Origin of the sequence: Streptomyces sp. NPDC005181 (genome assembly GCF_040608395.1) — a bacterium.
In the GTDB taxonomy this organism is placed as follows: Bacteria; Actinomycetota; Actinomycetes; order Streptomycetales; family Streptomycetaceae; genus Streptomyces.
Window position 1 is genome coordinate 1 of sequence record NZ_JBEXID010000046.1, and the last position, 26,378, is coordinate 26,378.

Consider the following 26,378-nt stretch of genomic DNA (forward strand, 5'->3'; position numbering starts at 1 on the left):
GGCGCGTGCCCGGCTGCACCTGCACCACGGCCGCTGGCTGCGCCGGCACCGCCGCAACGTGGACGCCCGCACCCCGCTGCGACTGGCCCGCGACGCGTTCGACCGGATCGGCGCGCAGCCCTGGGCCGAGATGGCCCGCGAGCAGCTGCGTGCCACCGGCGAGTCGAGCGGCCGACGGCACGCCAACACCAGCGAGCAACTGTCGGCCCATGAAACGCAGATAGCCGTACTGGCATCACAGGGGCTGACCAACCGGGAGATCGGCCAGCGCCTGTTCATCTCCCACCGCACCGTCGGAGCCCACCTGTACCAGATCTACCCACGCCTGGGCATCACCAGCCGGGGCATGCTCCCCGCTGCGCTTGCCGCCCTCCACGAAGAACAGCCCGAGGCCACCTTGTCCGGCGGCCCGAAGTGATCTGGCGGTGTCCGACCCAGGGCGGACGGCCTGTCGCACCGGGGCGCCGACTCCCGTGCCACGCACGTCTCCGCCGACCGGCTCGGGCACCTTCACGGCTCCGGCCACGGCGGGGGCGGTGTTCACCCCGCCCCGCCCTTGGCTAGGTCCTGTACGTGGTCGACCTGCAAGATCGGCTCTCCCGCGGAGGTGCGTTCCTTGGGGCGGCCGGCGCATTGGGGGCTTTCGCAGTTACCGCCGCTACGGTGAATGACTGCTGCTCGGGCGCTCGGGTCACGGATGAAGCGATCAACGAGCGACGGCTTCTTGCTCTGCTCCCGCTTGGCGTTGGCTTCCGCAGCTTTTGCCAAATGCTTGTAGGCGTCCTCGTCGGTCTCCGTGGTGTCGCGCGCCTCGGGATCCAGGTCGCCCAGACGGTAGCTGTCTGTGTCGTCGTGAAGCGCGCCGGTGTCGGCCTCAAGTGCCTCGACCACGTCCTGAGTCCAGCTCTCGCGCTCTGGGGAGGGTACGGGGGCCAGAATCGAGAGGAACTCACGACGCCACTCGCCGTCGGCTCCTACGCCCCAGTGCATCCGACGCTGAACGATGGCTGCCCAGGTTTCAAAGCTGAACTGCTTCTGTAATGGCTTGTGCCAGTAGCGCAAGGGACGACCAGCAGACTGATACTCCGCCATGAGTTCGTTGCCATTCGTGATCCGCTGATCCCCCGAGAGACCGTCACCGAGGTAGGCAATCCAGCCTGTGTCCGGCAACCGACCGTCGCCATAGGGGCTCTTGCCGTCCGAGAAGACGCTCAGAATGCTGTCAGCTAGGCACCCAATACCTGCCATCTCGGCGCAACCGAGCCTTCGACGGAGCCATTGATCGTGTGGAACAGGAGCCCGCGCTGGCGTGCGGGGTCGGTAAGCAGCCCGTGCAGACACCGTCGTCCATAGTGCAACCGGGATTTCGCGGTGCTGGGTGGGATGCTCAGGATCTCCGCGATCTCCACGTGGGAGAAGTCTTCAACGTCGGCCAGGTATACAACGATGGCGAGCTTCCGCGGGAGTCGCTGCAGCGCGACTTTCACCGCATGCTCCGACAGCCGGCCCACAGCCTGCGTCTCGGCGGTCTGGGGAACATGCAACGTCGGGCGTTCTGTGTCCGGCAACCGGCCGATGGAGCGTCGCGTCGGAGAGCTCGAGCGCACCGGGCGCTGTCGCTCGCCACGGGCATCGAGCGCGGTCTCGGCCAGGAACCGGAACATCCACATCCTGGCATCTGTCTGCCAGGTCAATGACCCGAAGGAGTCGAAAGCCCTGAGGTAGGTCTCCTCAATCAGCGCCTCGGCGTTGCGGCGATCGCGGGTCATCTGTACAGCGGCCGCGTACAACTGGTCGATGAACGGCATGGTCACACGGTGGAAGAGCGCGAAGAGTTCGGCTGGATCCGCCGCGGCGGCGGCAGGGCCGTCCAAAGCGCCGGTGTTCGGCGGAGCGGCCAACTCGTAGTCCGTGCTATCAGCGACAGGGATGCGTTGATCCTTATGCGGCAAGACGTCTCGTGGTGTGCGACGACTGCTCGCGCGGGTCTTTCTCTCGTGCGGTGTCGGGAGGGAAGTCAGGCTCGGGACGGTGCTCGGTCGTTCTCGGTCAGGACGCGGCGTGCTGCGGCACGCCGCGTCCTGGGCGCTGGACGGGTCGCAGGTGATGTCGCTGGCGCCATCCAGAGCCCTCACGACAGGGCCGCGCTCCGCCAGAGTGCGGACGATGGTTCCACCGATGGCCCCGGTTCCGCCTGTGACGACGGCGACCCTGGGGCCGGTGGCTTGAGGTGAGGTGTCGGGCATGAAGAGCTCCAGTACCAGTGAGGAGGGTATGTGAGTCGGGCTTGTCGGTGCGCTCGTTCGCCACAGCCCTGCCACGGTTGATTGCTTAGGGGTAGGTGCCGCGGCCGGGCAGGCCGCCGTCCCCGAAACCTACGACCGCGGACCAGTGGACCGGCTGCACAGGAGCATCTTTGGCCTGCAAGCCGGAACGCGTTGCAAGTCTGGCCGCAAGGCCATCATCGGTGCCTCGGTCACACGACTAGACAATCGGACCTGAGGCATAAGTCATGGCATCCATCGCCGTAGGTATGTGCCCCTCCGCGGCGGCGTCACCTCGCAGCAGTCCGACCGTGGCCGGGGCCGTGCCAGCGCGTCGCAGAGCAGTAGAGGCGGTGGCCTCGGCCAGCGGCCTGGCGAGCAAGGCCGGCCAGCGCCCCGAGATGACCGATGGCTTCGTCCTCACTGAGCACTGTGCATCGTGAAGTTGCAGGTCACGGGTCTGGTGTGCGCCGGGTTCGGGATGCTCACGCTGGTCGCGGGCGCATGACTCCGGACAAGATCGTCGGTCAGCGGGCGACTTCACGGTTCGTCAGGACCAGCAGAGCCCTCACCAGCGCGGTCGCCCACGCCGGGTCGGTGCGGATCTTGTCCAGGACGCGCCAGTTCTTCAGGTGGGCGAATCCGTGCTCGACCGGTGCCCGGACGGCCGCCAGTGCCTTGTTGGACAGCTTCTGCCCCCGTGTCAGAGGCCGGTTCCGGGCGGCCTTGTAGCCGGTGATCACCGTCGGGTCGGCGCCGGGATCGCTGTCGTCGAGCCCGACGAATCCCAGGTCAGCGATCGCGCCGAGCCCGGCCGCCCGCAACTTCTCCGTGAGCTTGTCGTGATGGCAGGCGGTTATCTCCGCGGTCCGTCCGGGTCTGACCGCGGAGACCCAGACCAGTCGGCCCCGGTCGTCGGTGAGCGCGATCACGAGCAGGCCATGGTGTCTGTGCTTGCCGGAATAGTTTCTCCGGTTCTCTGCATTTCCCCTCCTACTGTGGAGACCGTGACCGGAGGGATAGTTGGGGGTCAGGGCATCCAGGCAGCGCATTTACGACGCCGAGTTCTGTGAGGGGGCGGTACGGATCGTGACGGAGACCGGGAAGCCGATTCCGGAGGTGGCCGAGGATCTGGGCATCCGTCGCGGGGCTCCGGGCGGCCAAGCTCCATGCACCATCTGACGGCGCAGAGTGATGTGAGCCATACCCGGAGCCCCTGGGTGCACCGATCCTACGAATGACCAGTTCAGACCGAGAAGAAGGTAGGGCGTGATGTGTGCAAGCGATTCGTGGCCTTGTGGGTGAAGTAGCTGAGGCGGACCCGGCCGTGGCGGTCGGAGTGATCAGCAGCTGCAAGGCCGAGGAGGGCATACCGCACCGCGTCGCCTGCCGGGCTCTGGGGGTGTCGGAGTCGTGGTTTTACAAGTGGCGCGACCGGCCGCCGACCGCGCGGGAGGTGCGCCGGCAGTTCCTGGCGGAGGAGATCGAGGAGATCTTCCGCTGCTCCGGGGGCACCTACGGCTCGCCGAAGGTGTTCATCGAGCTGGTGCGCCGAGGCTGGCGGGTGTCGGTGAACACCGTCGCGAAGCTGATGGCCGAGCTCGGGCTGGCGGGCCGGAAGGCCAAGCGCCGCCGGTCGCTGACCAGGCCGGGCAAACGGCCGGCCGCCCCGGACTTCGTCCGCCGGGACTTCACCGCCGAGGCACCAGACCTCGTCTGGGCAGGCGACATGACCGAGATCGACACCGGCGAGGGCAAGCTCTACCTGGCCACGGTGATCGAACTGCTCTCCCGCCGGCTGCTCGGCTTCGCGATGGGCGCCCGGCACGACGCCGAGCTGGTGGTGGCCTCACTCAACATGGCCGCGGCCACCCGGGGCGGCGATGTCCGCGGCGTGGTCATGCACACCGACAGGGGCAGCGAATACTGCTCCCGGAAGTTCAAGCGGGCCTGCCGCAAGCTGAGCATTGTGCAGTCCATGGGCCGAGTCGGCTCGTGCTTCGACAACGCCGTCAGCGAGGCGTTCAACAGCGTCCTCAAAGTGGAGTACGTGTACCGGCACAGCTTCCGGACCCGCACCGAAGCCCGCATCAGGATCGCCACCTGGATCACCGGCTTCTACAACACCAGGCGGCTACATAGCGTGTGCGGCTTCAAGAGCCCGATCGACTACGAGAACGAGTACCGGGCCACCCTCTCCGAGGGACTGGCCGCATAGGAAGGACTCCACGGTTCGAGGGGATTGACAACGCGGGCCGCCGAGAAGTTGACGGTCCACCGGCCTGCGGGCTATGCGAGGTGCAGCACATCATCCAATTGGCGCTGGAACTCGTCGCGCTTCTGCGTCACGCGCTCGCGGAGGAAGGTCCGTAGGCCCTCTGGCTCGTCCTCGAGAGCGTTGAAGACGAACGTCGATATCCCGCCGAGCCGGTACGGCGTAAATGCGTTGAGGACCTGCTCGTTCTTGAGTTCGTATCCCTCCTCGGCCGTCTCGGCCCGAGAACCGGCCTCGTCCTTGACGGCCAAGGCTTCGCCAGGGCGGGCGAGGACGAGCACGCTGGCGTTGGAGTCGATCTGTGTGTTGTTGATGTCGCGGGCTCGCTGGAGGAGGTGCTGGATGGACGCCGACGGAGCGTCGTTGAAACCGGAGCACAGGATCGACACCGTATGCGGGTCCTCCAGCAGCACTTCGAGATCAGCGCGGCCCGCGGGCTGGTCGATTGGACAAGCGGCTGTACCGCAACCCGTGCAAGGGCAGTAGCTCGATCAAGCCCCCGAAGAAGCCGGAACGCAAGGCTCGGGCCTGGCAGCAGGATCGTGTTGACGCCGTACGGGAGGCGCTGGCCGATCGGTACCGGATCGCGCTCGACCTCGGGGTCGGGTGCGGACTCCGGCAGGGTGAGGCGTTCGCCTTCAGCCCAGGCGATGTCCGCGGCGATTCGTGCACGTAGAGCGGCAGATCCTGATGTACAAGTCGCAGCTGTACTTCGGCCCTCCCAAGGGCGGCAAGGAGCGCGATGCGCCCCTGCCGAAGGTGCTCGCGAAGCGGCTCCTCACGCACCAGGAGCACTTCGAACCGATCGACGTGACCCTGCCGTGGCTGGATCCCGAGGAGCCCGACCTCGCACGCGAGGACCGGCGCAAGGTGACCGTCCCGCTGCTCGTCTACACCGGGCGGCGCGGCGCGATCAACCGCACCACCTGGAACACCAAGGCGTGGAAGCCCGCGCTTGCGGGTGCGGGAGTCATCCCGCCGCTGCCCAAGCGACAGCCGGGCGAGAAGCCGTCGCGTGTATGGGAGCCGAGCCGCGAGCACGGCTTCCACGTCCTGCGCCATACTTATGCCTCGGTGATGCTCGAAGCTGGTGAGTCGATCGTGTCGCTCGCGAAGTGGCTGGGGCACTCCGACCCGGCGTTCACGCTCCGGACGTACACGCACTTCATGCCGCAGGCCGGCGCGCGGGGACTGTCCGCCATCGAGGCGTGGCTCACGGACCTCGGCTGAAAGTCCCTGAGAAGTCCCAAAGGACGGGACCAGCCGCCGGACGCCCGTAAACGTGCAGGTCAGAGCGTGAGCGCTCCCTGGGTGGGACAGAACCCGGCGTACAGCCCGACTCGTCTGCCGCTCATACGTCTGCTTCCCCCGCCTTCCCGGCAGGGCCGGACCCGCGGCTGTCGCGGGACCGGCCCTGTTGTGTTCCTCAGGACCGTGGCGGGCCGAGGTATCCGGTCGTGGCGGTCAGCCCGCCATCGGCAGGACCCTCCGCGACGGCACCGAGCCCAGTTCCTCCACGGCCACCGCCTCCCCGCTGTCCGCGTCGACGTAGCTGACACGGACGACCGGGTCGGCACCGCTGTCGCGGCCGGCCGTGGCGTCGAGTGCGAACACCACCGCGACCGGACGCGCGTTCTCCCCGTCCCCGTACACACCCGAGTACTGGAGAATGCGCCATCCGTCGTCCTCCCAGTGGGCCAGCAGGGCGGACCGGACCACTGGTGCGGCGGCCTGCCAGGCAAGGGAGCTCTCCAGGAGTTCGACGCTCGCCGCGACCGGCACCTGGTTCCCGGCGGCGGTGCCGAGGAGCGGGTGCCCGAAGACACGCAGCCTCGCCCGGCGCAGTGGCAGCAGCCACCACCGGTCGAGGTCGGCCGAGAGGGCGACCAGAACCGCCGCCGCCCCGGTCAGGAAGACAAGGGCACCGGCAGGCCGCCCGGAGACGGCCGGCCACCAGGTGTCCTGTGCCGCAGCCACCGTGGCCCCGCCGATGAGCACGACCGCCGCCCGTACGAACGCCCGCCAGGTGATGGGGGTGTCCTCGCGTACCGAGCAGCCGCACGATGATTCCGGTGCCATGGCCAGTCCGTAGCCGAGGTAGGCGAGGAAGCCCGCCCCGAGGAGCGCGGTGGCAGCCCCCGGCACCGGGTTCGCCGGGATCACCAGCAGACCTGCGGCGATCAGGAGTTCACCTGCGCCGGTCGCGCGCAGCACCACCGTGGCCCGCTCACTGCTGCGCAGCATCCGGGCCAGCGCCGTCTTCGGCGCCTGCTGCGCGGTGCCCCGGCTGAACACCTTGACCGCTCCGGTCCACCCGAGCAGGCCCGCGAGGACCAGCGGGGCGAGGCCCGTTGTCAGTGACAGCATCTCTTCCTCTCTCTGTGTCCTCTGGCCTGCGTCAGTGCCCGACGGAGATGCGGACGACGTCCACGGAGTTGTCGGACGGACGCCAGGCACCGAGCACCTGGGCGCTCTGTCCGATGCGCAGCCGGGACAGGTCGGACGTCAGTGCGCGGCCCGCGTAGGAAGCGCCGGCGTCCGGGGCGACGTGGCCGACCAGTTCGTGCTGCCCGTGGGCGAGGTGCAGCCGGTTCTTCGCGATGCCGCGGATCTGCGTGTCCAGGTTGACGATGTTCACCCACACCGCGTCGGCGGCCACGGTGCCGTCGGGCATCTTGACGCCGCGTGCGTAGAGCCCGTCGCCGACCTCGATCACTTCGGCGGTGGTGGCGCGTACCTTCCACACGCTGGTGACGTTGGTCATCTGCACCCGGGAGTGGCCGCCATTGGATCCGGCCACCTCCAGGATGCTGCCGGTGATGCCCGTGATGCGGCCCTCCACGAAGGTGGACTTGGCGATCGCGGGGTCGAGCGAGGGTTCCGCGGCGAAGGCGGCCTCGGCGTCGAGCCCGCCGAGCGCGGTCGCGCCGATGATGGTCGCGCCGCCGAGCGCGGCATTGGTGAGGAAGCGCCGGCGGCGCATCCCGTCGGCCCGGTCGTGTCGTACGGTCATGTCGGTCCTCCTCACTCGTAGATGTAGACCGGGAGCTTGCCCGAGCTCAGGTTGCCGATCGCCGAGAAGGCGGCCGGGGTCAGGTCGAGGACGCGGTTGGTGCGACAGGTGCCGTTGCAGCAAGTCGCCTCGCCGCACCAGTCCTTGGTGCGCGGGCCGCAGTCGGTGATCGTGATGCACACCGTCGCGCCCGAGCACTGGTGCTTGACGTTCATCACCGCACCGCAGCCGCGTCTGGGGATGTTCTCGCCACAGAGGTCGGGCCGGGTGATGTTCCAGCACGCCTGTGAGGCGTTGGGCCAGGCGCCGTGGTGTGCGCTGGACTGGCAGTTGCCGCAGGCACCGCCGCCGGCACTGGAGCATGGCCCCCAGGCGTTGCCGCAGCAGAACCAGCTGGTTTCACCGGCCCAGAGGCTGGTTGATCCGCAAGCCATAGTGTTGCCCCTCCTGAGAGAGTAGAGTTGACAAGTGCATGACAAATACTGGACCGACCGTCGACAGGGCACAGCGGAAGCGGGTACGCCCGTGGTGCGGCCGGGGATGGTTGTGCGAGCGAAGCAACCCAATGATGCGCGTAGACAAGCGGGGTGCATAGATGGCCTCGTGCCGCATCGTCGAGGATGTCGCCGGCCGCGCGCCGCTCGCCGGCGCTCAGCCTCCTGGTCCTGCCCGACGAACCACCAGGTGGCCGGCGAACCACTCCCTGGCCAGGTCCGCCACCATTCCGAGAGCGCCGGGCTCCTCGAACAGGTGAGTGGCGCCGGGGACCACGGCCAGGTGGTTCTCGCAGCGCAGCAATGCCTGGGCCTGGCGGTTGAGGTCCAGCACCACCTCGTCATCGGCTCCGACGATGAGCAGCGTGGGCGCGGTCACCGCCGGCAGGCGCGGTCCGGCCAGATCGGGCCTGCCGCCGCGCGAGACGACCGCCACGGCCGGGGAGTCCGGCTCCGCCGCCGCCCACAGCGCGGCGGCCGCGCCGGTGCTGGCGCCGAAGTAGCCCACCGCGAGGCCCTGGGTCTCGGGCCGGTCGAGCAGCCAGCGGGTGGCGTCGGTCAGGCGGCGGCCCAGCAGGGCGGTGTCGAAGACATGGGCGCGGTCCAGTTCCTCCTCCGCCGTGAGGAGGTCGAACAGCAACGTGGCCAGGCCCGCCTCGTTCAGCGAGGTCGAGACGGAGCGGTTGCGCGGGCTGTGCCGGCTGCTGCCGCTGCCGTGGGCGAACACCACGATCCCCGTGGCCCCTTCAGGGACGGCCAGCTGCCCGCCGAGCCGGACCGGTCCGGCGTGCACGACGACATCCGCGGCCGTCATCCCTGCTCCTCCCGCAGCTCCCACAGTTGCTGCGTTTTCGTGCCGCTGTTCGCATCCCTTGCGAAGGCGGGCTCTCCCGCCCGACGTTGTCCGAGGTCAGGGCGCCCAGCTGTCGTCACTGCTCCCGGCTTTCGACGGGACTTCCTGCCGGCCCCGCACCCGCATTCCACGCTACTCGCGTTCCGCCGAGGCGCGAACGCCCAACGGCTCCACCACCGGAGGCCACCGTGACCGCCCCGGCCTCCGGGAAGCTGCGCCCATCTCTGCAGCGCCGTACCGGCTCATCCCTTGACGACGCCCAGCGGCACCAGGCGGGCGACCGGCCGGGCGAGTCCGGCGCCCTCGGTGACGGCGGCGACCGCGTCGACGTCCTTGTACGCCTCCGGCGCCTCCTCGGCGAGACCACGCCACGAGGAGGGGCGCACGGCGATGCCCCGGCCCTCCAGTTCGCCGCGAAGCTGCTCCCCGCGGACCATGCGCAGCGCGTGATGGCGGCTCCAGACCCGGCCGGCGCCGTGGCAGGCGGAGTGGAAGGCATCGTTGCCGGGCAGGCCGACCATCACGTACGAGGCAGTGCCCATCGTCCCGGGGACCAGTACCGGCTGTCCCGCCCGGACGAGGTCCTCGGGCAGGCTCGGGTCGCCGGGCGGCAGCGCCCGCGTCGCGCCCTTGCGGTGGACGCACAGTGAACGCGCCACACCGTCCACCACGTGGGTCTCGAGTTTGGCGGTGTTGTGCGAGATGTCGTAGACCAGATCCAGACCGACTCCGGCAGCCGTCATGAAGGCGTGGCGGGCGGCTTCGGACAGCAGCTGGCGGTTGGCCCGGCCGTAGTTGGCGGCCGCCGCCATCGCCCCCAGGTAGGCGCGGCCCCGCGGCGAGTCGACCGGCGTGCAGGCCAGCTGCCGGTCCGGGACCTGGATGCGGCGCCGTTGCAGCTCCTGGTCCATGACGCGGACGTGGTCGGTGCACACCTGGTGGCCCAGGCCGCGCGAGCCGCAGTGGATCATGACGCACACCTGGCCCACCCGCAGCCCGAAGGCCGCCGCGGTGGCCCGGTCGTAGATCCGGTCGACCGCCTGGACCTCCAGGAAGTGGTTGCCCGAGCCGAGGCTTCCCACCTGGTGGAGGCCGCGCTCGACGGCGCGCGTGCTCACCTGCCCCGGGGCCGCGCCGTCCAGGACGCCGTAGTCCTCGCAGCGTGCGAGGTCGCGTGGCACACCGTGGCCGTGCTCGACCGCGTACCGGGCGCCGCCGACCAGCAGATCGTCCATCTCCCCGGCCCCCGACAGCTTCCACAGGCCGCCGCGCCCCATGCCGCGCGGGATGGTGCTGTCGAGGATGTCCATCAGCCGCCGCATCCGGTCGTGGCCGAGCGCCTCGTGGTCGATGCCGGCGGCCAGCAGCCGTACGCCGCAGGAGATGTCGAACCCGACGCCGCCGGGCGAGATGACCCCGCCGTGGGAGATGTCGGTGGCGGCCACCCCGCCGATCGGGAAGCCGTAACCCCAGTGGACGTCGGGCATGGCGAAGGAGGCGCGGACGATGCCGGGCAGCGTCGCCACGTTCGCCACCTGCTCCAGCGCCTTGTCCCCGGCCGCCTGCGGCAGCAGCGCACGCGAGGCGAACACCACCCCGGGTACGCGCATCGGCCCCCGCTGCTCGATACGGAAGCGGTACGGGCTCTTCTCCATCAGTGCGATGTCCACGTCCCTCACCTCCAGTCGACCGTCAGCCGTCCGGTCCGGTCGGCGACGGTGGTGCCGAACTCGGCGCAGGCGGTGGTGAGCCGCTCGCGGATCCACTCCCGTTCCTCGCCGCGTGCCAGGCGCGTGTGGCAGTAGTCCAGGGCCAGCGGCACCGCCGCCACCCGGGCGGGAACCAGGTGCGCGGCATCCGGGCCGTCCAGGGTCACCAGGAAGAGGAGCCCCAGGTCGTTGCGGAGGACCCGGTCGACGGCGTAGTCGTCGACGAAGTCGCCCAGGTCGTAGAGGATCCGGTCGGCGATCCCGTGGAAGACATGGGCGGAGTGCCCGGCGACCAGCGTCGCTCCCGCCGCCAGCAGCTCCGGGGCCACGGCCGCGATGTGGCGCGGTGGCCGGGAGGTCATGTTGGGGCCCCAGTGCGGAGTGACCAGCACGACATCCGCCGCCGCAGCGGCCCGGCCCACCGACTCCGTCAGCCAGCCGGGCACCCCCGTGCGGAGATCGGCCCAGGCCACACCGGGACTGTCCGTCCCGGCCGCGTACTCCTCCGGGTGGTCCGTGACGCCCACCACCGCCAGCCGCACACCGCCCGCCTCCAGCACCGCGAACTCCCGGGCCGCGTGTACGTTCGCCCCGGCGCCGACCGCGTGGACACCGGCCCCGGCCAGCAGGGTGCGGGTGTCGGCCAGGGCGTCGAACCCGTAGTCCAGCGCGTGATTGTTGGCGAGCGTCACACAGTTTGCCCCCAGGTCGGCCAGCACCTGCGCGGCGGCGGAGGGCGCGCGGAAGAAGAAGGCCTTGCGCGGGTCGGGCCAGCGGTGCCCGCGGTCGGAGACACAGCACTCCAGGTTGAGCACGACCAGGTCCGCCTCCGAGAGCGCCTCCCTGACCCCCATGGAGACGAGCGTTTCCGGCACCGGCGAGCGGCGCAGCTCCTCGGCGACGCTGCGCCCGAGCATGGTGTCGCCGGCCAGTGCCACCGTGAGCGCCATGATCCCGTCCTTCCCCGCCCTGCACTCAGACGTCGAGGGTCACCCGGCAGGTCCAGCCGCCGGGGCCGCCGCGCAGCTGCAGGTCGTGCAGTGAAACGGCCTTCGGCACCGCACCGACCGGCACGGCAGTGCCGGCGTCGGCCATCCGGAAGCGGACCGACAGGCCCCGGCCGTTCCCCGCCGACCGGATCGACCCCACCTCCACATCGAGCGGGATCTCACCGTCGGCGTCCATCCGGTAGACGACCTCCTCCAGGACGGACACCAGCAGATCCTCGTCGGACTCTGCCGTGACCACGGAGGCGCGTTCCCCGACGACTGCGGCCCCGGACGTGTCGGCGAAGCCCTCCACCACCGCGCGCACCGCCTCGCCGATGCAGCCCTCGGCCGTCGGCGACCATGCCTCCACCCGCATGTCCGCGGTGTGCGGCACAGCCCGGTGGCCACTCGCGCCGGGCTGCTTCCCCACGGGTTCCCGACCGTCCACGGTCGGCGCCTCTCCGTCGTCTCCGGATGCACAGCCTGATGCCGAGTTCCCCGAGCCGCAGGCGATGCCTCCTCCAGAGTCGTCCTGTACACCGCTCCGGGGCAAGCTGCACGAGGCGGCTCACGCCCGTAGCGGCCGCAGGGCCGTCGGCGACGGTGGCCGAGCGTGCGGCCGTCAGGACCGTGAAGCCACCCGTCGACCACCCGTCGGCGTCGCACACATTCACTCGCCTTCATCCGCCTCGTTGACCGCAGGCAACCAAAAGGTGACATACGGTAATTGTCTCGTCGTCCTGGTGAAGGAGTGCACGTATGCCGGTCTCGCTCGGTCTCGGTCTTCCGCAGATGAAGCAGTACGACATCGGCCGCGACGTGGCCACGGTGGCACGCGCGGCGGAGGACGCCGGGTACGAGAGCCTGTGGGTCTTCGAACGCGTGCTCTTTCCCGAGCCGGCCACCCAGGGGCTGTACGGCGTACCGGGGCTGCCGTGGCCCGATCAGTACCGCAGCGTCGCCGACCCGCTGGTCACGCTCACCCTGGCCGCCGCGGCCACCGGCCGGGCCCGGCTCGGCACCAGCGTCCTGATCGCCCCTCTCCACGTACCGTTCCAACTGGCCCGGTCGCTCGCCTCGCTCGACGTCGCGAGCGGCGGCCGGGTGATCGCGGGCCTCGGAACCGGCTGGTCCCTCGACGAGTACGCGGCGGCCGCGGTCGCCCCCTTCGAGAAGCGCGGCGCGGTCCTGGACGAACTGCTGGACGTCTGCGCGGCCGTCTGGGGCCCGGACCCGGTCTCGTACCGGGGCGAGCTGACCACCATCGCGCCGGCCGAGGTCGGTCCCAAGCCCGTTCGCCCGATCCCGGTCTATCTGCCGGCCAACAGCCCGCGCGCCGCCCGCCGGCTGGTGGACCGGGCGGACGGCTGGATGCCCGTCGCCATGGGCGCCACCGCACTGGCCGAACAGTGGCGGCAGGTACAGGACCTGGCTGGAGAGCGCGGCAGGGACCGGCCGATCGGCGTCTGCGTCCGCGCCAACGCGCGATACAGCCCCAAACCGTTCGAGGGCGCGGACCGACAGCCCTTCCGGGGCAGCGTGGCCCAGATCGTCGAGGACCTGGTGGCACACGCCGCAACGGGCGTACCCGAGATCCTGCTGGACCTCCAGGCAACGACGCGTGACGCCGCCGAACTCGTCGACGTGGCGGCCGAGGTGTATCGGGCGGCCCGAGCTGCGGGCGTCTGACGCTCGCGCCGAGGTCTGCCCCGGACCGGTCCATCGGCTCACTCGCTGAGCCGGTGGGCATGCACCCCTGCCCGTCGAGCGCCGGGTGATCCCGGCAGATGTTCGTGGGCGCCGTCTCAATCGCCGGGGAGCAGTCGGACCTCGGCACTCGGCAGCCTGCTCCACCAGTGGCCGTAACGGCGATAGACCTCCGGTTCGCGGTCGGCGAGGAAGGCCGTCAGCGCCCGGGCCTCGGCGGCGAGTTGCTCCCAGATGTCGTCCGGCAGGTGGTGGAAGGCGGTCGCCTCGATCCCTCCCTCGGCCGGACGCCATACGCCGGCGACGTACCCGTCGATCAGCAGGGTCGGCAGCACGTCGCCGTTCCTGCGGGTGACGAGCGTGCGGTAGTCCGGCGGGATGACACGGCTGCGGTCGGAGTAGGCAAGCAGGATGCTGTCCCACATGGCCATCAGCCGGGGCGGTGCCGGCGTGTCCTCGTCCGGACGCGCTGCGCCCGGGGCGTCGAACAGCTCCTCGCCGTTCGGCCCTTCCAGCCGCTCGATGCCACCGTCACCGGCGAGAGTCCGCAGTGCCGTCCTGGCCCTGGCTCGCTGGACCAGCGCGAACTGCGCCACGTCCGCCACCGATGCCGGCCCGAACCCCTCGAGATAGCGCAGGGCCAGCACCTGCAAGGACGCGGCGGACACCTCCGGGTCCGCCAGCACCGGTCGGGTCGGGGGTGCGACGTACGCCGGACGGGAGCCGAACGACCACGGAGGCGTGGTGGGTGCGTGCAGCAGCGGCGTGTACTGCCGCAGTCCCCACCACGCTCCGGGCTTCGGCGGCGCACCCAGCCGCTGTGCGAGCCAGGCCTCGTACTCCGCAGCCGTCCGAGGCCGGTCGGCGAACGCCAGCAGCTCCGGAACCAGCCCGTCGGCGTCCTCGGCGGTCAGCCCGGACGCCGTGAAGCGGTCACCCAGCCTGGAGGCACGCAGCAACGGCTGCACGGCCTCACGGAAGGCCCGGAAATCGTCAACGTGGACGGCATGCAACGTGATCCGCATGAGAGTCGACTTGACGACCGTGTGGCCGGCGAAGGCAGTATCGAGGTCGGCCGGGTCGAAGTCGGTGAGGCGGTTCCACAACGCGAGGTAGGGCGAGGCCGCCTGCTGCGCCTGCAGTGCGACCACGTGCCGTACCGCATCCGTGACGCCGAGCGTCTCCCGTCGCAACAGCAACTGCCGGGCGAGCGTGGAGCGGTTGAGCTCTCGCGCCGTGATTCTCATGCCGTGACCGTCTCATTCCCCCATGCCGTGAACCCGGCACCGGCGGCGCTCGCGGAGTACCCGGCTGTGCACCCTAACGCGTACGCCGGCACCTATCGAGACCGGCGCCCCCACCGTCCTGATCGAGAGCTGCCTGCTATCGGGGCCTTCCTCCACGCGGACTTCCGTGCGGAGCCGGGCCGTTCCGGAGCCACCCGCAGCAGCCCGGCGCCGGGTGAGGACTTCCGGAGGGGTGAATTCCGGTAGTGGTGTTCCGGGGCGGGGTGCACAGGTCCGGACGGGGGTCACCGGAGAGGGGAAACGCCCGGTCGGAATGCGGTGCAGGCGCCAGTCGCCGGAGGCGCGTAGGTGCCGCATGTGATTCCGGATCGCCGCGCGGCCCGGACCTGCGGTTGTGTGCCGCGGAGGGCCCGGCTGTGTGCGTTCAAGTTAACGAATACGTAAGGCAGTTGTGATTCAATGCTTGACAGGTGCGCATCACCACGCCACTTTGGGAGCGCTCCCACCATCAAGACTTGCACGCTTCCCTACCCTCCGCTCCCCACACCTTCGAGACGTGAACCGGAGGCATGGGCGCTGCCGCGCACCCATGTCCCCGGCTGTTCTCGGCCGAGGAAAGCGAATGTCATGAGTCCGGTAAAGCGCTCCACGCACGGCTGCCCGGGCGGACTGCCGGTCCGGTTATTCATCGCATGTGCAGTCGCCGCATCCCTGGCGGGCGTGCCGGCTGCGGCGGCCGAGCAGGGCACCCTGCACGACCTGGCCGCCGCCCACGGGAAATACTTCGGCTCCGCCACCGACAACCCCGAGCTTCCCGATGCCGCCCATGCCGCCACCCCGGATTCCGAATTCGCCTCGTACGGGACGTGGTGCGACTGGTCCCCGCTCGGCTGCTCCACCCTCACCCACCGGGCGGCCGCGGTGACTTCGCCGAAGGCCGGCGCCGACCACTACCTGGAGGTCGGCTTCGGCAGCGGCAGCCTGGCTGCGGGCGCCGCCACCGGCGAGAACCAGTTGCGCCTGAGCAAGACCGACTGGTCGGACTTCGACGAGAGCGACGACTACAGGCGCACCACCGGGACCTCCTACGCGGACGCCCCGAAGGTCGCGGTCTACATCGGCGGCGAACTCGCCTGGGGCATCGAGCCCTGACGTTCCCCCTCCCGACCCGCACAACGCTCCTTCCCTCTCTCACTCACTCCCTCCCCCTACGACGCCCGCCAACGGAGGATTTGTGTCGATATCACGGAGAACGTTCAGTACGGCCATGGGCGGCAGCCTGATCGCGATGGGTCTCACCCAGGGCACCGCCGTGGCCAGGCCCGCCACCCCGACGGGCGCAGGTGCCCGTGCCGCGGCGGCCGACGATCCGTACACCCAGGCGTTCCTCACCCAGTACGGCAAGATCAAAGCGGCGGCCAACGGCTACTTCAGCCCCGACGGCCTTCCGTACCACTCGGCCGAGACGCTGATGGTCGAAGCACCGGACCACGGTCACGAGACCACCTCCGAGGCCGTCAGTTTCTGGATGTGGCTGGAGGCCGCGTACGGCCGGGTGACAGGGGACTGGGCCCCCTTCAACGACGCCTGGGCGATCGCGGAGCGCACGATCATCCCGCAGCACGCCGATCAGTCCACCACCGACGCGTACAACCCGAGCTCCCCGGCGACCTACGCCCCCGAATGGCCGCTGCCCGACAACTATCCGTCCGCCCTGGACAGTTCGGTGACGGTCGGCTCGGACCCCATCGCCACGGAGCTGGCCTCGTCCTACGGCACGATGGACATCTACGGCATGCACTGGCTGATGGACCTCGACAACACCTACGGCTACGGCAACAAGCCGGGCACCGGCGGCGAGTCGGGGCCGGGAGCCGGACCTTCTTTCATCAACACCTATCAGCGCGGTGCGCAGGAGTCGGTGTGGGAGACCATCCCCCAGCCGACCACCGATCTCTTCAACTATGGCGGCCCGAACGGCTTTCTCGACCTGTTCGTCGACGACGCGAGCTATGCCAAGCAGTGGAAGTACACCAACGCTCCGGACGCCGACGCCCGCGCGGTGCAGGCCGCCTACTGGGCCTACCGCTGGGCCTCCGCCCAGGGCAAGGAGGGCGAGATCGCCGCGTCGGTGGCCAAGGCCGCCAAGATGGGCGACTACCTCCGCTATGCCATGTTCGACAAGTACTTCAAGCGGATCGGCAGTTGCACGGATCCCCACTCCTGCCCGGCCGCGTCCGGCCGTGACTTCCAGCACTATCTGCTCTCGTGGTACTACGCGTGGGGCGGCGCGGCCGCAGGCAGCGGCGGCGGCTGGGCCAAGCCCCCGGGCGAGTCGGACGGCAACAGTCAGCCCATCGACAACGACGAGGGCAAGGGCTTCGACCGGATGTGCGACCCGACGTACACGGGCAACGGGCGCAACGGCAACAACCTGACCGGCGCGCTGCCCGACTCGCCGCTGGCGGGCCACTGGTTCTCCGCCCAGTTCCAGGAGCTGGTGCGCAACGCGTACCCGCCCCTTGACGGCAGCGGCGGCGGTGACGACGACACCCAGGCGCCTTCCGCGCCGACCGGCCTGACCGTCACGGGGAAGACGAGCGGCAGTGTCTCGCTGTCCTGGTCGGCCTCGACCGACGACACCGGCGTGACCGCCTACGACGTGTACCGCGCAGGGGTGCAGGTGGGCTCCTCGGCCACGACCTCGTTCACCGACACGGGGCTCACCGCCTCGACGGCGTACAGCTACACGGTCAAGGCCCGGGACGCGGCCGGGAACGTCTCGGCGGCCTCCGCCGCCGTCTCGGCAACCACGTCCGCGGGCGGCGGAACCGGCACCGGCACCCTCAAGGTCCAGTACAAGAACAGCGATTTCTCGGCCACCGACAACCAGATCCGGATGGGCCTGCAGCTGGTCAACACCGGGACCACCGCGGTGAACCTGTCCACGGTGAAGGTGCGCTACTGGTTCACCCCCGAGGCCGGCGCGAGCACCTTCGGCACTGCCTGCGACTACGCGGTGCTGGGCTGCGGCAGCGTGACCACCGGCGTGACGTCCTCCGGCAGTTCGGCCGCCGGGGCCAGCCACTACCTGGAGGTCGGATTCGGCAGTGGCAGCCTGGCGGCGGGAGCCTCCACCGGGGAGATCCAGCTGCGCCTGAACAAGAGCGACTGGTCGAACTTCAACGAGGCCGACGACTACAGCCGCGCCACCAACACCGCCTACGCCGACGCGTCGAAGATCGGTGTCTACGTGGGTTCCACCCTCGCCTGGGGCACCGCCCCCTGACCCTGTCCGTCACCCCTGCGTCACCTGTTCCTTCGCTCCCGTCGCCGCCCTCTTCGCGGCGACGGGAGCGAAGGTCGTCTCTTCGCACCACACGCCTCATCTGCGCAGCGTGTCGGGGGCCCGGTGGGGGCGGAGGTCACGGAGGACCGACTCGACCTCACGGAGAAAGGACTGGTAGGAGGTCAGGCGCTGCCATTCGGAGTCGGGGATGCCGGGTACCGTAGCGGCGCTTGCCGTCCAGCTTGCGACCAGTTCGGCGTAGAGCGGTGTCTCGTTTGCCGCATCCGTGTACGCCTGACCCGCCACGAACGCGCCGGCAAGCTGCCCCCGTGATGCGCGTGCTCCGTGCGGCGCATCCAGCTGGGGCCGCGGACGCGGCCGGGCATGAGATGCACGGGGGGCCTGCGAGGGGTGCGGAATGGATGCCGCGGAGCCTCTGCCGGCAGCGGTGGCGGATGTGGGTGCGTTCATGACGGTGGTAACGATCAGCACCCATATGAGTAACTAGAGTGCGACACAGAATGATTAGATGGCGTTTCACCTTTCTTGGTACCTTTAGATCGAATATCGCTTCAAATCAGTTACAGAGGCGTTGCTCCGGGCATGGAACCGAGAGAGATGTGGGAGCGCCATGCCGTGCTGGCGCGGGCATATTTCGGGAATGACGAGGACGTACGCCGTGCGCAGGGGGCTCTTGACGAACGAAATGCGGACCGGATGCGGACGCTGGCCGCGTTTGCAGTGACGCTGGGCAGCGACGGGACCGTCGCGGAACTCCTCGGTCTCCATGAACGCGAAGTACGCCTCGCCCGCCGCACCGTGGGGAAGGACGATGCCCGGGCCATCGCCAAGGCGCTGTTGGACCAGCACGCTGCCGATGTGCGCAAGCTGCCACTCGATGACGCGGACGGATATCCCCCGCACCCGGAACCGGAGGGAAGGCATGTGTCCCATGAGGCTCCGCCCGCACCTCCAAGCCCCCCTCATGCTCCGGTCGCTGACGAACCGGTCCAATCAACGGCGTCGTCGACGGCCGTGGACGCGGTCCTGGTCGGAGCGTGGAGCACGGGGACCGACCTCGCCGTGCTGGCGACCGAGCTCGGTCTCGATCTCCCCCGCCTCGTCGCCCGCACCCGGTATCTGGAGGCGCAGGGCCGTCTCACCCATGCCTCGCAGCCGCTGGACCGTTCCGGCCGTCATCGCCGCGTCGACGGCACCGAGGCGCCCACCATGCCCCAGCCCCGGCAGTGGTACTACCCCACCCAGCCTCGCCCGCCGCACCAGGAGGGGACATGGGACCAGCAGCATCCGTCCGGCGCTTTCCACTCCGCGCCGATGCACGACTGGGACGGCATCCTCGACCAGTGGCAGGTTTCATCCGGTCCCACGAGCTCCTGGCAGGGATTCGCCTGAGAGCGCCCGGCGGCCGCACGTCCGTTATCGGTGGGGCCTCAGATGACCGGCGGCCGCCCCAGCACCGTCATGCGCCACACCGTGCGCCACCGCATGGGCTGTCGTCGGCCGCACGGGGTGCGGACCCCCTCGGCGAAGCCGCCGGCCCAGGCGCGCAGACCGGCGGCCGAGCGGGTGCGGGCCACGGTGAGGAGGGTCCAGGTGCCCAGGTAGGCCGGGACCAGGGGGAGAGGCAGGTTGCGGCGGGCCAGCCAGACCCGGTTGCGGGCCGTCATCCGGTAGTAGACCGAGTGCCTGGCCGGGGACGTCTTCGGGTGCTGGAGCAGCAGATCGGGTTCGTACAGAATCTTCCAGCCCGCATCGAGCGCCCGCCAGGACAGGTCCGTCTCCTCGTGCGTGAAGAAGAACTCCGCGGGCCACGGGCCGGTTTCGGCAAGCATCTTCATGGAGAGGGCGTGGCCGCCGCCGAGGAACGCCGTGACCGGGCCGCGGCGCATCGGGTCGGTGGCGCGCAGCCGGGGGATATGACGGCGCTGCGTCTCGCCGTGCTCGTCGGCGATGCGGAAGCCGACGATGCCGAGCTTCGGGTCTGCGGCGTACATCTGCTGGACCTTGCGCAGCACACCGGTGTCGACGAGGAGTCCGTCGTCGTCCAGCTCGACGACGACGTCCACGTCACCGAGTTCCGCGAGGCGGCGGAGGGCGACGTTACGGCCTCCGGGGCAGCCGAGGTTCTCGTCGAGCTCGATCATGGTCACACCGCCGGCCAGGCCGGAAAGGCCGGGGACGGCGGTGAAGTCCGGCAGCGAGGTGCCGTTGCCCACGATGACGAGACGGGTCGGCAGGACGTCCTGCATGGCCACCGAGGCCAGGAGGGCTTCGACCTGCTGCGGGCGGTCGCCCATGGTCACGATGGATACGCCGATGCGCGGTTCGGACAAGGTCAGCACTCCTGGGCTCGCTGCGGTGCCCGTGATGGTAGTCGCTTGCCGTTCAGGTTCCGGATGCCGCCCCGTCATGGCGGGTTGACCGGTGTCCGGTAACCGGCGTCGGTCCGTGCGCGGCGCCCGCGGCTGCGGCCTCAGGCGCCCGCCGCGTACCGCCAGAAGTCCCGCATCAGCGCGGGCGGTGTCGGCCCCGTCATCTCCAGCTGGCTGAGCATGATCGTGACTGTTCCGGTGGACGGGACGAGATGCCCCGTCGTGCCGGTGCCGCCGATCCAGCCATAGCGGCCCGGCACGTTCCACGGGTCGATCGTCTCGACATCGACCGAGCCGCCGAAGCCCCACCCCTGGCCCTCGAGGAACAGTCCGCCGGCCTCGCGCTGGGCCGGGGTCAGATGGTCGGTGGTCATCCGACGCACCGATGCGGGCGACAGCAGCCGACGGCCGTCGACGGTCCCGTCGGCGAGCATCATGCGGGCGAACGCCAGCCAGTCGTCGAGGGTCGAGACCAGCCCGCCCGCGCCGGACGGGAACGCGGGCACGCTGCTCCACTGGCCGTCGGGGGCGTCCACCAGTCGGGGACCGCCGTGCGGATCGATGCGGTAGAGGCTGGTGAAGCGGCCGAGCTTCGTGGCCGGTACCGCGAAACCGGTGTCCTTCATGCCCAGCGGCTCAAACAGCCGCTCGGCAAGGAACTCCGGCAGTGAACGGCCCGAGACCCGGGCGATCAGCACACCCTGGATGTCCGAGCAGGTGTTGTACAGCCAGGCTTCGCCCGGCTGGTTCAGCAGCGGGATACGCGACAGCGTCGCCATCCATGTGTCGGGCGCCGGGACGTCCTCCGGCTCCGGTCCCTGCTTCAACTCGCTGAACAGCGGGGCGACCCCCGGCAGCGTGAAGTCGGACGGGAAGCCGTACCCGGCACGGAAGGTGAGCAGGTCGAACACGGTGAGGGGCCGGGTCGCCGGGACCACGTCGTCGAGCGGGCCGGACGGCGTACGGAGCACCTTCGGCGAAGCCAGTTCCGGCAGCCACCGGCCGATCGGTTCGTCCAGCGTGATCCGGCCCTCCTCGACCAGCATCATGACCGCCGCGGCGACGATCGGCTTGGTCATCGAGGCAATACGGAAGATCGAGTCCCGGGCCATCGGGGCTGTGCCCTCGACGTCGGCCGAGCCGACCGCGTGGACCTCGGTCCGGTCACCCCGGGCCACCAGACCCACCACGCCCGGCACCGGCCCCTTGCCGACGTGCGTGTCCAGGATCTCGTGCAGGTCGGTCGTCATCGGTCCCACCTTCTCGATTCGTGCGGTCGGAGCCAAGACTCCCGCCGCTGCCGCGAATCATCGGACCGATTGCATCGATTCCGCCCGATCGGCCCTGTCGAGGGTGGTGCCGGGGGCTGTCCCGCAGGCGCTGCCGCCGGCCGGCATTGAAGACCATCCGGTTCGGTTCCGGACAGCACGGGCCGATTCCAGGTGGTCAGCCGGTGGCGACGGCCTGGCTCGGTACGGTTTCGAGGGAAGTGAGCAGCCGCTCGCCGCGGTCCTCAGCCATATCGAGGGTGGCCAGCACGGCGGGCGTCGAAATGCTCGGCAGGATGTAGTGCAGCAGGACGGAGATACGGCGACCCAAGTCCTCGCGTCTGCACAGGACCTGGGACATCACCTGGATGCCGGAGAAGGCGCCCGCCAGCAGCTCCGCCGTCTCGCCCGGTTGGACGTGCGGCAGGAGTTCACCCTGATTCTTCGCCGCGGTCAGCAGATGTTCGAGCCGGTCTATCCAGGCCCGGAACGGGGTGCCCCGGTCGAGACCCTCCACTGCCTGGTCCATCGCCAGTCCGACGCTGGCCCGCACCAAGGGTTCATGACGGAGCCGGTGGGCGAGCAGCATGCCCTGGTCCACCAGGTCCTGAAGCTTCGTCAGCTGGGGCGGCAGCGGAACGACGTCCAGCTGGAGATCCATCACGCCGAGCGCCAGCTCCTCCTTCGAGCTGAAGTGGAAGTACAGCGCCCCCTTGGTCACCCCCGCCCGCGCGAGGATCTCGCTGATGGTGGCGCTGCTGTAGCCGCGCTCGTCGAAAACGGCGGCGGCTGCCACCAGGATCGACCGTCGAGTCTGGATCGCGCGCGCCTGCTGTGCCATCAGCTACGTGTCTCTCTAGTCGTGGCGTGGTCAGCGCCACAGGAGGTCTGGCTGGAATCGAAAACCGGGCTGTCAGTATCTTACTGCGGGGGTGACAGGCCTCTTACATGGATCCTCTGGGGGAACTTCATGCTTCAGCTCACCTCACGCGCCGGTTCGACGTCGCGCCAAGGCCGACAGTCCAAATTTCCACGGGAGTTGGTCCACCGTTCCGATCCCGAGGATGTCTTTCCCACCGGCTGGACCAGACAGACCGACACCCAGTTCTCGGTGTCGGCCCGCTGGCCGCGTATGCACCGCTTCTTCGCCCCCGTGGCAGGCCGCTACCAGGACCCCCTGCTGATCGCGGAGACCATGCGGCAGACGACGATGCTGCTCGCTCACGCGGAGTTCGATGTTCCGGTCGGAGACCAGTTCGTGATGTGGGAGCTCGGGTACATCTCCTCGCCCGAACGCCTCGCCTTCGACGCGCACCCCGAGCACCCCGGCGGACCCTGGGACATCACTGTCGACGTCTCCTGCTCCCGGATCAAGCGGCGGGGCCGGGGCCTCGGCTCCATGAGCCTGGAACTGCTCCTGCACCGCAGCGGCAGCCGGATCGCAGCCGGCGGCGGCCGGATCAGCTGCACGTCGGCGAAGGTGTACGAGCGGCTGCGGGGGGACCGCCACGCCGTGATCGGCGTACCTGTTCCCCTCCTCCCGGCCGTCGCGCCGCACGAGGCCGGCCGGACCTCCGAGCGTGACGTCGTGCTGGCACCGACTCCGCGTCAGGGGGTCTGGCAGTTGCGGCTCGACACCGGGCATCCGACCCTCTTCGGCCGGCCCAACGACCATGTGCCGGGCATCCTGTTGCTGGAGGCGGCCCGGCAGGCCGCCCACGTCGTCCGCCCCGGGCGCGCCTTCCTCCCGGTGTCGCTGGAGACCGCCTTCCTCCGTTACGTCGAACTCGACCGCCCCTGCTGGATCGAGGCCCGGATCGTCCCTGCGGGCACCCCGTCGACGACCAGGGTGCAGGTCCGGGCCACCCAGGACGGCGCACCTGTCTTCACCAGCACGCTCGACTCCCCGGACCGCGTCGAGGAAGCGCAGGACGTACGGCCATGACGGCGCCGCGCATCCTCATCACCGGGGCAGCCGGATTCATCGGCAGCCATGTCGTGGCCGCCGCGCGTCAGGTCCCCGGGGCCCGCCTGCGCCTGATGACGCACCGGACCGCGCTCGACAGCGGTCGCGACGTCGTGACCGGCGCCGGGGTCCGCGTCGAGACCGTGTACGGAGATCTCGCCGATCCCTCCTCCCTGCGCGGCAGCTGTGACGGGATCGATGCCGTGATCCACTGCGCCGCGCAGATCGGCGGCGACGCGGAAACGGCCACGACCGTCAACGACCACGGCACCCGCGCCCTGGTCGAGGAGACCGCACGCAGCGGCGTCGCCCGGATCGTCCACCTGAGTACAGCATCCGTCTACGGCCGTGGCCCGTTCACGGAGCTGCTGCCGGACCGGGTGGAACCGGCCCCCGCCTCGGCCACCAGCCGGACTCGCGCCGCCGGCGAGCAACACGTCCTCGCGGCGGGCGGAGCCGTACTGCGCCCGCACATCGTGCACGGTGCCGGGGACCGCTGGGCGGTGCCCGGACTCGTCGCCCTGCTCCGGCAGTTGAGGGCCGGACTGACCGGGTGCGAGGCGCGACACTCGCTCATCGACGTGGAGACGCTGGGCAGAGCGCTGCTCGGCGCGGCGCTCTCCCCGAAGGGGCCGGCGGGCGTCTACCACGTCAACCACCCGGAGCCGGTGGCCTGTTCGGACCTGCTGTCGACGGTCGTGGGCGAACTCGGACTGCCCTGGGCGGGTCCGGGCATCGGTGTCGACGCCGCGCGTACCCGGCTGGCCGAAGTCCCGTACGCCCTGCACCATCTCGACATGCTCGCGGTGGACCACTGGTTCGCCGACGAGCGGGTCTGGCAGGACACCGGCTGCGAGCCGGACGCGGGCTTCGCCGTCACCTTTGCCCGGCACGCCCCCTGGTACCGGCGGTTCCTGGGGCAGTAGCCGCCCGCCGCGTCACTCCGCCGCCGGGATCCGTGTCCCCGTCCCGCTCACCCGCACCCGTGCGTCGCCCGCACGCAGTTCGACCGTGAGTGTGCCGGGGCGGCCCATGTCCTCACCCTGGTGGAGGGTGAGGACCGCGGCGTCCGGGACGAGGGCCAGCTCGCGCAGGTACGCCCCGAACGCGGCCGCCGCCGCGCCCGTCGCCGGGTCCTCGACCACACCGCCGACCGGGAACGGGTCGCGGACATGGAAGACGGCCTGCGACTCGCGCCACACCAGCTGAACCGTCGTCAGATCGAGGCGGTGCATCAGCGATTCGAGACGCGCGAAGTCGTAGTCGAGCTCGGCGAGCCGCTCGCGGCTTGCCGCGGCCAGCACCAGGTGGCGGGCGCCCGCAAAGGCGATGCGGGGCGGCAGGGCCGGGTCCAGGTCGGCGGCCGGCCAGTCCAGGGCGGCCAGCGCCTCGGCCAGGTCGTCCGGGGCGACATCCGAGACGTGGGGCTCGACGCTCGTGAGGGTGGCACGGAGCTCGGCGCCGTCCTGGGCGATGGTCACCGGGACCGTGCCCGCCCGTGTGGTGAGGACCAGATCGCCGGGGCCGTTGCGCTCGGCGAAGGCGATGGCCGTCGCGACGGTCGCGTGGCCGCAGAACGGGACCTCGGCCTTCGGGCTGAAGTAGCGGATCGTATAACCACGACCGGTCGATCCGTCCGTGTCGCCCGGCCCGGTCAGGAACGCCGATTCGCTGTAGCCGAGCTCGGCCGCGATGGCGAGCATCGCCGCGTCGTCGAGACCGGAGGCGTCGAGGACGACACCCGCCGGATTGCCGCCCTCGGGGTCGGCGGAGAACGCGGTGTAGCGCAGGACCTCGGTGCCTGGAATCTGATGCATGAAGCAGGTCAACAGCCCCGCGGTGCAGAGCATTCCCGGCCGGGACGACCGGCGCGCCGAACCGCGGCCGAGGCTCCGGCTCCGTGGCAGTTCTTGATGCTGTTGCCCGTCTCGCCCAGGAGCAGGTGCCGGGGCAACGCGCGCCCGCGCCCGGCCGGATGATGCCGGAGCGGTCGGCTGGGGTCAAAGGTTCGATATCACGTCGGCTCTCAACCGCGGCCCACGTACGGCATCGTCGTCGCCAGAACCGTCGCGAACTGCACATTCGCCTCCAGTGGCAGCTCCGCCATGTGCAGCACCGTCCGCGCCACGTCGTCCGCCGCCATCACCGGCTCCACCGCCAGCTCGCCGCCGGCCTGAAGAGTGCCGGTCTGCATCCGCTCGGTCATCTCGGTCGCCGCGTTGCCGATGTCGATCTGTCCGCAGGCGATCCGGTACGGGCGCCCGTCCAGGGACAGCGACTTCGTCAGCCCCGTCATGGCGTGCTTGGTCGCTGTGTACGCCACCGAGTGCGGGCGCGGCGCATGGGCGGAGATCGAGCCGTTGTTGATGATCCGACCGCCCTGCGGGTCCTGCTCCTTCATCTGCCGGTACGCCGCCTGCGCGCACAGGAACGCCCCCGTCAGGTTCACGTCGACCACGGTGCGCCAGTCGTCGTACGACAGGTCCTCGACCGGGACGGAGCGCGGGCCGAAGGTGCCCGCGTTGTTGAACAGCAGGTCGACCCGGCCGATCCACTCGCGTACGGAGGAGAACAGCGCGGTCACGTCCTCGGGGCGGGAGACATCGGCGGGGACGGTGATCACCCTGGCCTTCTCCCCGGCCAGTTCCGCGGTTTCGGCGAGGGGCTCCGGTCGGCGGCCCGCAAGGGCCACCGACCAGCCGGCGCCGGTCAGGGCAAGAGCCACCGCACGGCCGATCCCGGAGCCCGCGCCCGTGACGACGGCCGTTTTCGCATCGGAGTTCAACAGTTTGTTGCTCATGACGCCGCAGCGTACGCCTCCCGGGCCAAAGGTCCCTGACGGGCGGCCGGTTCGGGTTAGGCGGAATGATTCCTCGATCGTTCGTCGGCGATTCCAGTGCCACCGGGACCG

Annotated in this window: 27 protein-coding genes and 1 pseudogene; 10 read left to right on the forward strand and 18 right to left on the reverse strand. The window is 70.1% G+C overall.

Translation table 11 applies throughout. The annotated features are described in order from the left end of the window. Positions 1-418, forward strand: a 418-nt coding sequence (locus ABZV38_RS25560; protein WP_356330588.1) for a helix-turn-helix transcriptional regulator, incomplete at its 5' end; no start/stop codon positions are given. Positions 419-540: 122 nt separating this feature from the next. Here the strand turns inward: ABZV38_RS25560 and ABZV38_RS25565 are convergent. From ABZV38_RS25565 to ABZV38_RS25575, 3 genes are all read right to left on the reverse strand, one after another. Then, complete coding sequence (locus ABZV38_RS25565) at positions 541-1,248, reverse strand: hypothetical protein (protein ID WP_356330590.1); 708 nt, start codon at positions 1,246-1,248, stop codon at positions 541-543. Beyond that, a complete protein-coding gene (locus tag ABZV38_RS25570) occupies positions 1,227-1,808 on the reverse strand; it encodes a sigma factor-like helix-turn-helix DNA-binding protein (RefSeq protein WP_356330592.1) in 582 nt (193 codons plus the stop codon). The genes ABZV38_RS25565 and ABZV38_RS25570 overlap by 22 nt, the downstream gene beginning before the upstream one ends. Before the next feature lie 983 nt (positions 1,809-2,791). Continuing rightward, positions 2,792-3,196 carry a transposase family protein gene (locus ABZV38_RS25575; protein WP_356330593.1) on the reverse strand — a complete coding sequence of 135 codons (405 nt, stop codon included), beginning with the start codon at positions 3,194-3,196 and terminating at the stop codon, positions 2,792-2,794. 365 nt (positions 3,197-3,561) lie between these two features. Between ABZV38_RS25575 and ABZV38_RS25580 the strand changes: the two genes are divergently transcribed. Continuing rightward, on the forward strand, positions 3,562-4,482 hold the full coding sequence (locus ABZV38_RS25580; RefSeq protein ID WP_356330595.1) for an IS3 family transposase: 921 nt from the start codon (positions 3,562-3,564) through the stop codon (positions 4,480-4,482). A gap of 71 nt (positions 4,483-4,553) precedes the next feature. On the opposite strand, the gene ABZV38_RS25585 is transcribed toward ABZV38_RS25580, so the two are convergent. After that, positions 4,554-4,952 carry a hypothetical protein gene (locus ABZV38_RS25585; RefSeq protein ID WP_356330597.1) on the reverse strand — a complete coding sequence of 133 codons (399 nt, stop codon included), beginning with the start codon at positions 4,950-4,952 and terminating at the stop codon, positions 4,554-4,556. 32 nt (positions 4,953-4,984) lie between these two features. On the opposite strand from ABZV38_RS25585, the gene ABZV38_RS25590 reads away from it, so the two are divergent. Continuing rightward, positions 4,985-5,215: a hypothetical protein gene (locus ABZV38_RS25590; RefSeq protein ID WP_356330599.1), complete on the forward strand. Its 231-nt coding sequence runs from the start codon at positions 4,985-4,987 to the stop codon at positions 5,213-5,215. Further along, on the forward strand, positions 5,206-5,769 hold the full coding sequence (locus ABZV38_RS25595; protein ID WP_356330601.1) for a tyrosine-type recombinase/integrase: 564 nt from the start codon (positions 5,206-5,208) through the stop codon (positions 5,767-5,769). Before ABZV38_RS25590 ends, ABZV38_RS25595 begins: the two co-directional genes overlap by 10 nt. A 234-nt stretch (positions 5,770-6,003) precedes the next feature. On the opposite strand, the gene ABZV38_RS25600 is transcribed toward ABZV38_RS25595, so the two are convergent. The 7 genes and pseudogenes from ABZV38_RS25600 to ABZV38_RS25630 form a co-directional block, all read right to left on the reverse strand. Continuing rightward, entirely contained in the window at positions 6,004-6,906 is a 903-nt protein-coding gene (locus ABZV38_RS25600; RefSeq protein ID WP_356330603.1) for a MauE/DoxX family redox-associated membrane protein, read from the reverse strand. A 31-nt stretch (positions 6,907-6,937) separates the two neighbouring features. Further along, complete coding sequence (locus tag ABZV38_RS25605; RefSeq protein WP_356330605.1) at positions 6,938-7,552, reverse strand: cell wall protein; 615 nt, start codon at positions 7,550-7,552, stop codon at positions 6,938-6,940. An 11-nt stretch (positions 7,553-7,563) separates the two neighbouring features. After that, positions 7,564-7,986, reverse strand: coding sequence for an RlpA-like double-psi beta-barrel domain-containing protein (locus ABZV38_RS25610; RefSeq protein WP_030926101.1), 423 nt, complete (start codon positions 7,984-7,986; stop codon positions 7,564-7,566). Between the two features lie 217 nt (positions 7,987-8,203). Further along, a pseudogene (locus ABZV38_RS25615) lies at positions 8,204-8,860 on the reverse strand (dienelactone hydrolase family protein); the annotation flags it as partial. A 281-nt stretch (positions 8,861-9,141) separates the two neighbouring features. Further along, a complete protein-coding gene (locus ABZV38_RS25620) occupies positions 9,142-10,569 on the reverse strand; it encodes an RtcB family protein (RefSeq protein WP_356330607.1) in 1,428 nt (475 codons plus the stop codon). 5 nt (positions 10,570-10,574) lie between these two features. Then, positions 10,575-11,558 carry a CapA family protein gene (locus ABZV38_RS25625; RefSeq protein ID WP_356330608.1) on the reverse strand — a complete coding sequence of 328 codons (984 nt, stop codon included), beginning with the start codon at positions 11,556-11,558 and terminating at the stop codon, positions 10,575-10,577. Between the two features lie 25 nt (positions 11,559-11,583). Further along, positions 11,584-12,027 carry an archease gene (locus ABZV38_RS25630; RefSeq protein ID WP_356330610.1) on the reverse strand — a complete coding sequence of 148 codons (444 nt, stop codon included), beginning with the start codon at positions 12,025-12,027 and terminating at the stop codon, positions 11,584-11,586. Between the two features lie 329 nt (positions 12,028-12,356). Here ABZV38_RS25630 and ABZV38_RS25635 point away from each other — a divergent pair, with 329 nt between their 5' ends. Beyond that, a complete protein-coding gene (locus ABZV38_RS25635; protein ID WP_356330612.1) occupies positions 12,357-13,286 on the forward strand; it encodes an LLM class F420-dependent oxidoreductase in 930 nt (309 codons plus the stop codon). Positions 13,287-13,402: 116 nt separating this feature from the next. On the opposite strand, the gene ABZV38_RS25640 is transcribed toward ABZV38_RS25635, so the two are convergent. After that, complete coding sequence (locus ABZV38_RS25640; RefSeq protein WP_356330613.1) at positions 13,403-14,551, reverse strand: winged helix DNA-binding domain-containing protein; 1,149 nt, start codon at positions 14,549-14,551, stop codon at positions 13,403-13,405. Between the two features lie 627 nt (positions 14,552-15,178). Here ABZV38_RS25640 and ABZV38_RS25645 point away from each other — a divergent pair. Further along, entirely contained in the window at positions 15,179-15,703 is a 525-nt protein-coding gene (locus ABZV38_RS25645) for a cellulose binding domain-containing protein (RefSeq protein WP_356330615.1), read from the forward strand. 127 nt (positions 15,704-15,830) lie between these two features. Next, positions 15,831-17,840, forward strand: a complete 2,010-nt coding sequence (locus ABZV38_RS25650) for a glycoside hydrolase family 48 protein (RefSeq protein WP_356330669.1) — start codon at positions 15,831-15,833, stop codon at positions 17,838-17,840. Between the two features lie 96 nt (positions 17,841-17,936). On the opposite strand, the gene ABZV38_RS25655 is transcribed toward ABZV38_RS25650, so the two are convergent. Continuing rightward, entirely contained in the window at positions 17,937-18,146 is a 210-nt protein-coding gene (locus ABZV38_RS25655) for a hypothetical protein (RefSeq protein WP_356330617.1), read from the reverse strand. A 297-nt stretch (positions 18,147-18,443) separates the two neighbouring features. On the opposite strand from ABZV38_RS25655, the gene ABZV38_RS25660 reads away from it, so the two are divergent. Beyond that, a complete protein-coding gene (locus ABZV38_RS25660) occupies positions 18,444-19,253 on the forward strand; it encodes a hypothetical protein (protein ID WP_356330619.1) in 810 nt (269 codons plus the stop codon). Positions 19,254-19,291: 38 nt separating this feature from the next. Here the strand turns inward: ABZV38_RS25660 and ABZV38_RS25665 are convergent, their stop codons facing one another. From ABZV38_RS25665 to ABZV38_RS25675, 3 genes are all read right to left on the reverse strand, one after another. Beyond that, positions 19,292-20,194, reverse strand: a complete 903-nt coding sequence (locus ABZV38_RS25665; RefSeq protein WP_356330620.1) for a glycosyltransferase — start codon at positions 20,192-20,194, stop codon at positions 19,292-19,294. Between the two features lie 140 nt (positions 20,195-20,334). After that, complete coding sequence (locus tag ABZV38_RS25670) at positions 20,335-21,483, reverse strand: serine hydrolase domain-containing protein (protein ID WP_356330622.1); 1,149 nt, start codon at positions 21,481-21,483, stop codon at positions 20,335-20,337. A 196-nt stretch (positions 21,484-21,679) separates the two neighbouring features. Then, entirely contained in the window at positions 21,680-22,342 is a 663-nt protein-coding gene (locus tag ABZV38_RS25675) for a ScbR family autoregulator-binding transcription factor (protein WP_356330624.1), read from the reverse strand. 198 nt (positions 22,343-22,540) lie between these two features. Here ABZV38_RS25675 and ABZV38_RS25680 point away from each other — a divergent pair, with 198 nt between their 5' ends. Together ABZV38_RS25680 and ABZV38_RS25685 are read left to right on the forward strand one after the other, a co-directional pair. Next, positions 22,541-23,446: a ScbA/BarX family gamma-butyrolactone biosynthesis protein gene (locus ABZV38_RS25680; protein WP_356330625.1), complete on the forward strand. Its 906-nt coding sequence runs from the start codon at positions 22,541-22,543 to the stop codon at positions 23,444-23,446. Then, positions 23,443-24,393, forward strand: coding sequence for an NAD(P)-dependent oxidoreductase (locus tag ABZV38_RS25685; RefSeq protein WP_356330627.1), 951 nt, complete (start codon positions 23,443-23,445; stop codon positions 24,391-24,393). Before ABZV38_RS25680 ends, ABZV38_RS25685 begins: the two co-directional genes overlap by 4 nt. Before the next feature lie 12 nt (positions 24,394-24,405). Here the strand turns inward: ABZV38_RS25685 and ABZV38_RS25690 are convergent, their stop codons facing one another. Both ABZV38_RS25690 and ABZV38_RS25695 read right to left on the reverse strand, forming a co-directional pair. Next, complete coding sequence (locus tag ABZV38_RS25690) at positions 24,406-25,284, reverse strand: PhzF family phenazine biosynthesis isomerase (RefSeq protein WP_356330629.1); 879 nt, start codon at positions 25,282-25,284, stop codon at positions 24,406-24,408. Between the two features lie 209 nt (positions 25,285-25,493). Further along, entirely contained in the window at positions 25,494-26,267 is a 774-nt protein-coding gene (locus ABZV38_RS25695) for an SDR family oxidoreductase (protein WP_356330631.1), read from the reverse strand. Positions 26,268-26,378 lie beyond the last annotated feature (111 nt).